This window comes from uncultured Meiothermus sp., assembly GCF_937863175.1.
GTDB lineage: Bacteria > Deinococcota > Deinococci > Deinococcales > Thermaceae > Meiothermus.
On the sequence record NZ_CALMCQ010000293.1, the window covers coordinates 1 to 9,253 of the forward strand.

The 9,253-nt window shown below is 59.8% G+C and carries 11 protein-coding genes; 7 read left to right on the forward strand and 4 right to left on the reverse strand.

The genetic code is table 11. From position 1 onward, the window contains the following. Nucleotides 1–1,216, forward strand: a 1,216-nt coding sequence (locus Q0288_RS11110; protein WP_299430386.1) for a galactose oxidase early set domain-containing protein, incomplete at its 5' end; no start/stop codon positions are given. 130 nt (nucleotides 1,217–1,346) lie between these two features. Here Q0288_RS11110 and Q0288_RS11115 read toward each other — a convergent pair. After that, entirely contained in the window at nucleotides 1,347–1,904 is a 558-nt protein-coding gene (locus Q0288_RS11115) for a YIP1 family protein (RefSeq protein WP_299430388.1), read from the reverse strand. 121 nt (nucleotides 1,905–2,025) lie between these two features. Here Q0288_RS11115 and Q0288_RS11120 point away from each other — a divergent pair, with 121 nt between their 5' ends. Further along, entirely contained in the window at nucleotides 2,026–3,075 is a 1,050-nt protein-coding gene (locus tag Q0288_RS11120) for a YibE/F family protein (protein WP_299430390.1), read from the forward strand. Between the two features lie 129 nt (nucleotides 3,076–3,204). After that, nucleotides 3,205–4,272, forward strand: coding sequence for an N-acetylmuramoyl-L-alanine amidase (locus Q0288_RS11125; RefSeq protein WP_299430392.1), 1,068 nt, complete (start codon nucleotides 3,205–3,207; stop codon nucleotides 4,270–4,272). Here the strand turns inward: Q0288_RS11125 and Q0288_RS11130 are convergent. Continuing rightward, the gene (locus Q0288_RS11130) at nucleotides 4,210–4,779 is read right to left on the reverse strand and encodes a hypothetical protein (protein WP_299430394.1); all 570 of its coding nucleotides are present in this window, start codon (nucleotides 4,777–4,779) and stop codon (nucleotides 4,210–4,212) included. The two genes, Q0288_RS11125 and Q0288_RS11130, sit on opposite strands and share 63 nt — an antisense overlap. Before the next feature lie 2 nt (nucleotides 4,780–4,781). Continuing rightward, nucleotides 4,782–5,708: a metal ABC transporter substrate-binding protein gene (locus Q0288_RS11135; protein WP_299430396.1), complete on the reverse strand. Its 927-nt coding sequence runs from the start codon at nucleotides 5,706–5,708 to the stop codon at nucleotides 4,782–4,784. Nucleotides 5,709–5,789: 81 nt separating this feature from the next. Here Q0288_RS11135 and Q0288_RS11140 point away from each other — a divergent pair, with 81 nt between their 5' ends. Beyond that, complete coding sequence (locus Q0288_RS11140; RefSeq protein WP_299430398.1) at nucleotides 5,790–6,161, forward strand: transcriptional repressor; 372 nt, start codon at nucleotides 5,790–5,792, stop codon at nucleotides 6,159–6,161. A gap of 93 nt (nucleotides 6,162–6,254) precedes the next feature. Here the strand turns inward: Q0288_RS11140 and Q0288_RS11145 are convergent, their stop codons facing one another. Then, on the reverse strand, nucleotides 6,255–6,737 hold the full coding sequence (locus tag Q0288_RS11145) for a TlpA disulfide reductase family protein (protein WP_299430400.1): 483 nt from the start codon (nucleotides 6,735–6,737) through the stop codon (nucleotides 6,255–6,257). A gap of 157 nt (nucleotides 6,738–6,894) precedes the next feature. On the opposite strand from Q0288_RS11145, the gene Q0288_RS11150 reads away from it, so the two are divergent. From Q0288_RS11150 to Q0288_RS11160, 3 genes are all read left to right on the forward strand, one after another. Further along, nucleotides 6,895–7,842 (forward strand): nitrilase-related carbon-nitrogen hydrolase, encoded by a 948-nt coding sequence (locus Q0288_RS11150; protein ID WP_299430402.1) that lies wholly within the window; start codon nucleotides 6,895–6,897, stop codon nucleotides 7,840–7,842. A 345-nt stretch (nucleotides 7,843–8,187) separates the two neighbouring features. After that, the gene (locus tag Q0288_RS11155) at nucleotides 8,188–8,709 is read left to right on the forward strand and encodes an Rrf2 family transcriptional regulator (protein ID WP_299430404.1); all 522 of its coding nucleotides are present in this window, start codon (nucleotides 8,188–8,190) and stop codon (nucleotides 8,707–8,709) included. Between the two features lie 268 nt (nucleotides 8,710–8,977). Further along, on the forward strand, nucleotides 8,978–9,253 hold a 276-nt coding region (locus tag Q0288_RS11160), incomplete at its 3' end, for a rhodanese-like domain-containing protein (protein ID WP_299430406.1).

Genomic DNA, 9,253 nt, shown 5'->3' on the forward strand with positions numbered 1-9,253 from the left:
CGACCCCCTCAGCGGAACCCTGAGCATGCTCAACTCGAATGCTTCGGCCATCGCCTCCTTCGAGCACTACTACCCCTGGTGGCACATCGCCCCCAACGGCCTGGCATTTCTTTCCGGTGCGGGCAAGCAGAAAGCGTTTCTGGACATTGCGCAGGATCGCTGGTCGGAATTATGGGAGTCCACCTCCTACGGTATTCCCAACGATGCCCACCGGGTCTATGGTAGCTCGGTGATGTACCAGCCGGGCCGGGTTCTGGTGATTGGTGGGGGTTATGCCTGGTTTGACTTCCCAAACAATCGCGTTGGAGCAAGCAACAACTGGAACAACGGTCACACCACCATCCACATGACCCTGAGCAACAGCTCGAGCACGCCCCCCACCATGATTCAAGGGCCACAGATGCAGTTCAGGCGCACCCACCCCAACGCTACCCTGCTGGCCGATGGACGGGTCTTTGTGAACGGTGGCCAGCAGGATGGGGGGGAGAGCCCACCCCAGCCGCTGGATCGGAACCTGTGGCACAACACGGTCAATCCCGGAACGGTCTGGAACCCCGACCTGGCCGTCTTTACCAGTGAGATCTGGACTCCCGGTGGCAACGGTGGAACTTTTACCCTGGGGCCCAGAGCCCAGAGGCCGCGCATGTACCACTCGGTGGCCATGCTCCTGCCCGATGCCACGGTGCTCACGGTGGGGGGTGGCGGATGCGGGCTCTGTGCGGGCAACTTCGAGACGGGAAGTGACCAGCTGTTGTATGGCAGTGCGTTCGGAAGGCCCGACCTGATCAACCAGAAAAACCACGAAATCTACTACCCCGCCTACCTCTTCGGGTCCAGTGGCAGTCTGGCCCCCCGCCCCATCATTACCGGATTCAGCAACACCGCCGCCAGCCCCGACGACTACCTGACCCTCACCTACAACAGCCAGTTCAACATCACCTGGAACCACCCCGACCCCGCACGTTCGATCGGTAAGGTGACGTTTGTGGCTCTGGGAACCCCCACCCACGCCTTCAACCAGAACCAGCGCTTCTTAACCCTTGACATTGCCCAGCGCAACGGCCTCAGCCTGACCGTCCGGGCGCCCTATGACGGACAGTACAACTCGCCCACCCCGGGCGGCGCCCGCAACATCGCCCCTCCAGGTTTCTACATGCTCTTCCTGGTAGATGACCGAGGCGTTCCCTCGGTAGCCCGCATCCTGCGCATCCAGTAAGCTTCCCTCGCCCCCAGCCCAGGCCGACCCGGCCTGGGTTCGAATCCTGTTCACCCCTGGCATTAGCTAAAGGGTACGGTCTCAACCCGAACACCTCCCCCACCAGGGAGGCGTTCTGGGAGGGTCTGGCCTAGCGCAGGATGCCCGAGATCACCAGACTGGCCACCAGGGTTCCGACAAAAGCCACCGCCAGGGTGATCCAGATTTTGCCGCTTTCGCGCAGATTCATGCTCGAGTGTACAGCCAGATAGGCAAAATAGACGTTGATGACCAGTGCCGCGATGGCGAGCAGGGGAACCAGGATAATGCCGATCACCGTAATGATCAGAATCAGGCTTGCCACAGCAAACAACACGTTGATGGGGGCCCAGAACAGCGCAAATGTGTAGGACACATTGTCGAGCGTACCGCTGCCGCCCTGGCTCTTGCCCACATAGTGCACCAGGTAGGTAAAGATCAGAAATCCCACCATGGTTACAACGATGCCGCTTAGAAAAGCTCCCAGACCGCCGACCAGGTTGAGCAAGCCGGTAATCACTGCCGCAACCAGCACGTAGATCACTGCCTCGCGCAGGGTGCCTTTGTTTTCGTACTGCTCAAAGGTTTCTACGCTGGGTTTGGTGAGCACCTGGATGCTCTGATTGACCATATTCATCACGGTATCGGTAATGGACGGTGTGGTGTTCATAGCAACTCCCCCCTGTCTTTGGGATACAACCGTAGTTTACAACGAAGTCTCATCAAATTATCAGTATGCCGCCAGCCGAAGGCTATCACCCTCCCTTCAGAAAGCAGAATAGATTAGAGCCATGCGATTTTCGCTCGTTGTTTTGGTTGTTTTGGGCCTGGCCTGGGCGCAGGGCGCACCTGAGCAAGACCCGGTACCCCCCAGCGCACCCGGTTCGTATTCGATTGCCCGCATCGTCTCGATGGGCGAACGAAGCGCGACCGTGCGGGTTGGAGACCAGCTCAGGGAAGCGGAGCTACCCACCGAGTGGGCGGCTTTTCGGGCGGGACAGCAGGTCGTGGTCTACGAGGCCGACGGCAGAACCTATATAGCCGAACCTTACCGCATTAACTATTTGTGGGGCCTGTTGGGGCTGTTTGTGCTGGTGACCATAGCCCTGGGACGAGGTAAGGGTTTGCGGGGTCTGTTGAGCACAGCAGCCAGCATGGCGGTACTGGCTTTTTTTGTAGTTCCGCAGATCTCAGCCGGCAACAACCCCCTTCTCACAACTTTTGTGGGGGCCTTTGGCATCCTGGCACTCTCGATTTACTTCGTCCACGGCATCAACCGCAAAACCACCGCCGCCATGATCGGTACTACTTTCGCCACTCTGGTAGCCCTGGTGCTTTCGGTGCTGCTAACCGAGTGGATGCAGTTTACCGGCCTGACCTCGGAGGAAGCCTTCCTGGCCCGATTCCAGCTGGGGGGCAACCTCGATCTGGTCTCGCTGTATCTGGCTGGGGTCGTGGTTGGAGCGCTGGGAGCACTCAACGATGTGACGGTGACCCAGGCCTCGGTCATTCAAGCCCTGGTGCAGGCCAACCCTCGCTACAACCTGCGCGAGTTGTATGCCCGGGGTATGACGGTGGGCTTCGACCACATTGGGAGCCTGGTCAACACCCTGATTCTGGCCTATGCAGCGGGCACGCTTCCCTTGCTGCTGCTGATTAGCCAGAGCGATGTCCCGCTGATGCTGCTGATTAATAACGAGACCTTTGCCGCCGAAATTATGGCCATGCTGGTGGGTTCGCTGGCCCTGGTGCTGGCGGTACCCCTTACAACCCTGATGGCAGCCTGGCTGCTGCGGGGACGAAGGCTGGACTACATCGATCGCAAGTGGCCGGGGCAGTAAGAGAAGCCCGCCGCTTGGCGCCCGGCAACCACCGCAGGGGTGCCAGGCTTGCGGCAGACCTCGAGGGGTTCGGGCTATACCAGCGCCAGACGCGACCATTCTCATCGGTTGGCACTACAATTGTGCTCGATGCGATACGTTCTTGCGCTGGTGTTCTGGCTTGCTTCGCTGGGACTGGCCCAACCTCGAGTGGGCACCGAAAATGGCCTGACCAGACTGGTATTTAGCATCCCCAGCGAGGCTCGATTTAGCCTGGAACGCGACGGCAACGAGGTCTCCATTCGCTTCCAGGGCACCCCACCCCGCACCCTGCGGAAGCTGCTCGACACCCCCCAAGTCGTCGGCTATCGAGCCACCCCCCGTCCGGGTGGCTCGGTTTACGTGGTGACGCTCAAGGCCGGCACCGGCTATCGTAGCCTCGAGCTTGCCAGTCCCCGCCGCCTGGTGCTGGAGGTGCGCGGCAGCCGCACCCCGACCCCAACGCGACCCCGCACCCGTTCGCGGGCGCCCGCACCCGTGGTGGTGCTCGACCCCGGCCATGGCGGAACCGACCCTGGAGCGGTGGGTTTTGTACACGAAGAAGGGGTCGTGCTGGATGTAGCCTTACGCACCCGGCGGCTGCTCGAGGCCAGGGGCATCCGGGTGATCATGACCCGCGCCGCAGACCGCCACCTCTCGGCCAACAAGGCCGCCGACCTGGAACTGCGGGCTGCGATGGCCGACAGCAAGCGGACGCTGTTTGTTTCCATTCACGCCAACGCTGCCGAACGGGCAGCCCAGGGGATCGAAGTGTACTACTTTGGCGAGACCATTGACCAGCGGCTCTTGTCCAAGGCCATCCTGGAAAACGGCGGCGGGGCTCTGGGGCAGCGCCTCACCCGCGAAGCCCGTAGCGTGGCCCAGCGACTGATGAGCGATCTGCTGGCCCAGGCCAATCTCAAGTTTTCCGAGCAACTGGCCCTCAAAACCCTGCACGCCATGGTACGCGAGACGGGAGCGATTAACCGGGGTATACATACGGCTCCTTTTTACGTAATTCGCAGTGCCCGCATACCGGCCATTCTGGTGGAGATTGGTTTTGTCAATCACCCCGTAGAGGGCAAAAAGCTGGCGAGCAGTACCTATCGGGATCGGCTAGCCAGTGGGCTGGCCGGGGGCATGGTCGCTTTCTTGAACCAGGGCAGCGTCCAGCGCTAGCCCAACTACAGAGCCGCAGCCAACGGGCGGGGCAGGGGTAATCAGACGCCGAGGGGGTGCTGGGCATATCCAGGCTTCCCAGGCGGGTCGGCAGCGCTGGGCGGCTCGAGGCAACTGCTTGAGTTGTTTGATCCGGTGCTTTGGACCGTAGCACCCTAAAATCCAGGCTTCGTACGCAGACACAAAGGGTTGGAAATGGGCCAGGCCGAGCCAGAACTCCAGCGCTTTGGGCTGGCTGGGAAGCTCACGCAACCCGTCCGCATGCGGTAGCCCAAAAAACCCTTCCCTGGGTCTGGAGTAGACCAGCACCCCCTCGGCGGTCTCGAGCCAGGCTGCGCTGGAGTGCAACCCTACCTCACCCCAGCGGTAGATGCTGGAGCCCTTGCCCGTGGGGTTGGACGTTTTGCGAAATCCCTGGGCCTCGAGATCCCCCCGCAGGGCATCCTGGCCCCACAGCCAGAACTGCACCGAGAGGGGGTTGGGTAGAGCTACCGGAGAAGCGTTCACCCCTAGCGAAAAGCCTGGCAAATCGCCTGCCCATTGGCCTGGATAAGCTTGAGATAGGTATTTACAGCGCCATAGAAGGCATCGGTATATACGCGGCTGATGCGTGCGCCGGTGGCCTCGGCCAGGGCTCGAGCCTCGCCTTGAGGGAACTGCGGCTCGGCAAAGATCACCCGCACATTCTCCCTTCGCATCGCCTGGGTCAGCTTGACAAGACTGGCCGGGCCACGTTCTTGTCCAGTAAAGTCGGCAATCGTTCCGATGCTGGTGATCTGGTAGTGGCGGTTGAAATACTGAAGGGCTTTGTGCTGCGAGACCAGTCTGCGCTGGGCTTGGGGGATTCCAGCCAGGCAACTTTTTGCCGCCGCATCGGCCTGCCGAATCTGGGCGATGTAGCGGGCTGCGTTCTGGGTATAGGCCGAGCGCCCGGCGGGGTCAAGTGCAATCAGGGCATCGCGGATCCTCTCCACATAGCGAATGCCGTAGGTGGGGTCGAGCCAGAGGTGTGGATCGTATTCGCCGTGTTCGTGGCCGTGGGCATCCTTGGCAGACTCGCCAGCATGGGCATCTTTCTTTTCACCTTCGGCGTGCGGATCCGCCTTGATCAGGTTCGGCATACCCTCCGCAAGTTTCACCTTGCGGGCAGTACGGGGAAGTTGGGCCTCGAGTCTCTCCAAAAAGGGCTCCAGTAAGAGTCCGTTTGCAAAAAGTATCTGTGCGCGACTCACCGCCTGTATGACCGAGGGGCGCGGCTCAAAGCTGTGGGGGTCGCTGCCATCAGGCACTACCTGCACCACCGTCACCCGGTCGCCCCCCACATTTCTCACCATATCAGCGATAAAGCCGGTCGTAGCAGCCACCTGCACCGGCTGTGCAAAAGCAGATGCTAGCCCCAGAAAAGCCAGAACTCCCAGTATGGATCGTTTAAGCATAACCATCCTCCTAACCACATCTATTTATATTGATAAATCATTATCATAAAGTCAAGGGTCGGTTTTGCTATTCTGAGGGGTATGGAGCGCTCAACCCGCCAGCGGCAGGCCATCCGCAGTGTGATGGCCGAGCTGAATCGCCCCCTCTCCCCCACCGAAGTCCTCGAGGCCGCCCGGCACAAAGTACCCGGTATGGGCATCGCAACCGTCTACCGCACCCTCAAAGGGCTGGTCGAGGAAGGCAGCGCCGTGCCGGTAGAACTGCCCGGCGAGGCTCCGCGCTATGAGCTGGCCGGAAAAAAGCACCACCACCACTTCCACTGCTCCAAATGCAGCAAAGTGTTTGAACTCGAGGGCTGTCCGGGCGACTTCTCGTTTATGGCGCCCAGCGGTTTCAAGACCGAGAGGCACGAAATTGTGCTGTACGGGCGCTGTACAGACTGCCTGGCCTAGTACTCAGGCTGTACGGATGGAGGCCCTTCGAGGGTGCCACAGGCCGCACCGCACCTCAGCCCACGGGATGGGTCTGGCTTCAGGCGTTTTGTCTCAGAAGGCTTCCAGAATCTGCTCGAGTTCCGCAGCGCTTATCTCGCCAATATGGCGGTTTACCAGCGTACCCTCGGCATCGTAGAAAAGGGTCACTGGCAAGCCCTGAATTTTGAGTGGCTCGCTGAGCCTGGCGTCGGGGTCGAGCAAGACGTTGGGAATTTTGAGCTTGAGCTCGTTTTCAAAGGCCCGTACTGCCACCGGGCCATCGCTGATGTTCAGAAAAACGAAATTAATCTCCGGGTGGGCCCTGGCAGCCTGCACCAGAAGGGGCATCTCGCGGCGGCACGGCCCGCACCAGGTGGCCCAGGCATTGAGCACAATCGGTTTGCCTTTGAAATCGGTCAGGTTGACGGTCTGGCCATCCATCTGCTCGAGGGCAAACGAGGGCAGTACCTCAACCCTGGAAGCAGCTCGAGGCTGCAACAGCAAAACCCCTGCCAGCACCACCAGTGGTAAGGCAACCCATATCCAGCGTTTCATCGCGAATTAGCATACGGGATTTTGCCAGCACATTCGGCAAGGTAATGTACATATCTACACTGAATGAACCACGGGCAGACCCGACAGCAGGGCCAGCAGTCACCGGCCTGCCCGGTAGTCTAGCTCCCAGGCCCAAACCTGGGGTAAGGTGAAGAGGATGCGGGTGCATCTGATCGCCGTACAAACCGAGTTGCAAACCACGCCGTATACCAGCACCGAGGCTTTCAAGCGCTATGTACTCGAGTTGAACCGGACGGCCACCCAGGGTCTGCCCGAAGATGAGCCGCGCATTATCGCCTTCCCCGAAACGTTTGCCCTGCCGCTGTTATTCTGGCTGGACACCTCCCGGGCGGTACGCGAGGCCAAAACCAGCCTTTTAGCAGCACTCCAACTTCTACGAGAAAACTGGCAGGCCTCCTTGAAGCTCGGGGTTCTCAGCCCAGCCGCGTTTTACCACCTGCGGGCCAACCACATTTGGGCTTTATACGAACAGGCCTTTCGGGAAGCCGCACAGGCTACCCGAGCTTATGTGGTTGCCGGCAGCATTTTCAGCCCACGGATGGACTGGGAGCCGGCCCAGCGCCTGCACTCCCAGGGCAAAGCTGTCTACAACTTATCGCTGGTAATTTCTCCGCAAGGCACGGTGTTGGGGCGCATCCCCAAGGTTAACCTGACCGCACAGGAGCGACTGGCTTTTTTGTCGAGAGGGCAGCCGGTAAGACCAACTATCCAGACCCGCCTGGGCAGAATCGCCAATCTGATCTGCCTGGATGCCTTCCACGACGACCTGCTCGAGCAGGCCGACGCAGCAGGAGCCTGGCTGGTGATTCAACCCTCCGCCAATGCCGCCCGCTGGGAGGGGCCCTGGAGCGCAGACCCCAAGGAGATTGAAGGAGAAGTCTGGCTGCGCGAAGGGCTGGCCAAAAAACTTCGGAACCGCGAAAACCTGCGCTATGGTCTCAACCCCATGCTGAACGGATCCTTCTACGACCTCTGTTTCGAAGGAAGGAGCGGCATCTACCAGGCGGGCGGGCCACTGGCTCTGGCCGATCGCGCTGTTGGGGATGCCTTTGTACGAGCGGTGGTAGATATACCCGAGGTATGAGCAGTATCAGGAGGCAGCGGCCTGGCCGATCCGTCCTTTTAGATCAGGTCTCATACCGGATTCAATAAAGATAATCATCCAGCCAGGAGACCCTGAGGCCATCTTTTTGAATCCTGTAGCACACTCCTCCCTGCCGGTATGCGAAAAAAGCGTCATCCTTCGGTCGGGTTCCGAATCTGGTATCAGGGCCGGCTGCGAGAGGGTTGTATTTTTGACCGAAAGCGACCCTGCCCATACGCGACCAAAACCATGGGTCTAGAGAAAAGAGTGCGCCCAGTTGCGCAGGTGTGGCATCCCCCCGTCATGGCTCCATAGGAGATGCTCCCAAAACGTTAGACTTTGTATATGCGGCTTTCAAAAACCGACGTTTACGCCTTCAAAACCCTCGGCTACCTGGGCACCCAGCCCCTCGAGCGTTTTGTGGGCAGCGAGGAACTCAGTACGGCCACGGGGGTACGACATACCTACCTGGTACGAATTCTGGCGGCACTGGTGGGACACCACCTGGTGGTTTCCAAAAAGGGCCAGGGTGGGGGCTATGCCCTACCGCGACCCGCAGAAGAGATCAATCTGCGCGACGTTATCCGGGCCGTGGATGGCCCAATTGCCCCCTTGTCCTGTGTAAGTCTGAACTGGCCCAAAGCCTGCGCGGAAGAAAACCGCTGTCTGGCGCGTAGCGTCGTCTGGCTGAAGGTTCGCGATGCCGTACTGCAAAGCCTGGGCCGGGTGAGCGTGGCCGATCTGGCGGCTGACTTCCGGCAAGGAGTGGACTACTCCGAATGCCTGGATCACCTGTTGCCCTCGAGCGAGCTTCTAACCCGTCGGGCAAACAAACCCCCCACCCTCTCCGGGCGTTCACGGCGGTAAAGCCAGTATGACCTTGCCTCGGAACAACCCCCGCTTTAGGGGCTTTGCGGCCCGTTCGTAAAATGCCTCTGGCCTCCGGCTTGCCGCTTCGGGCCTTTGACCAAGATGCGGCAGGCTCGAGTGGAGACTAAAAATCCCGAGTGAATCACCCTGGCGATAGCTTACATATTTTGTAATCTATGTCAGCGTAACCTCAGGCAGGTTTCACGTATGCTGTTTCGGGTTAACTGATGCGGTAGGTTTTACAGCTGACCACGGGAGGCAAATTATGAGCTATGCAAACCCCAGCGTACTGGTTTCTACCGACTGGGTCGTTGAACACCACCAGGATCCCAGCATCAAGATTCTCGAGGTCAACGAAGATATCCTGCTCTACGACACCGGCCATATTCCAGGCAGTCAGAAGATTGACTGGCAGGGTGACCTCTGGGACGACACCATACGCGAGTTTATCCAGCCCCACGAGCTGGCTGGGCTGTTCGAGCGCTTGGGTATCTCCAACGACACGACGATTGTGCTGTATGGCGACAAGAACAACTGGTGG